Here is a 299-nt window from a genome sequence, read left to right as displayed (position 1 = left end):
GGACTTGAACCCGCACGAACATTGCTGTTCACTGGATTTTAAGTCCAGCGTGTCTACCAATTTCACCATCCGAGCATGATGTGGTACCTCCAGGGATCGAACCAGGGACACATGGATTTTCAGTCCATTGCTCTACCATCTGAGCTAAGGTACCTTAAATTATTTATAATATTATAAATAAAGTTAAGAATAAAAAACCCTGTAACTCACGAAACAGGGTTTTCAAAAGAAAGGCGACGACATACTCTCCCACAAAACTGCAGTACCATCTGCGCAGGCGGGCTTAACTTCTCTGTTCG

1 tRNA gene and 1 rRNA gene are annotated in these 299 nt (G+C 43.1%); both read right to left on the bottom strand.

Annotated features, from left to right (window positions below):
- Positions 1 to 81: 81 nt before the first annotated feature.
- Positions 82 to 154, bottom strand: a tRNA-Phe gene (locus tag ACWA1B_RS22460).
- A gap of 74 nt (positions 155 to 228) precedes the next feature.
- A 5S ribosomal RNA gene (gene rrf, locus ACWA1B_RS22455) occupies positions 229 to 299 on the bottom strand; the annotation flags it as partial.

Source organism: Flavobacterium xizangense, from assembly GCF_054075145.1.
Note: the sequence above shows the minus strand (reverse complement) of the source record. Positions and strands in the feature narration are given on the sequence as shown.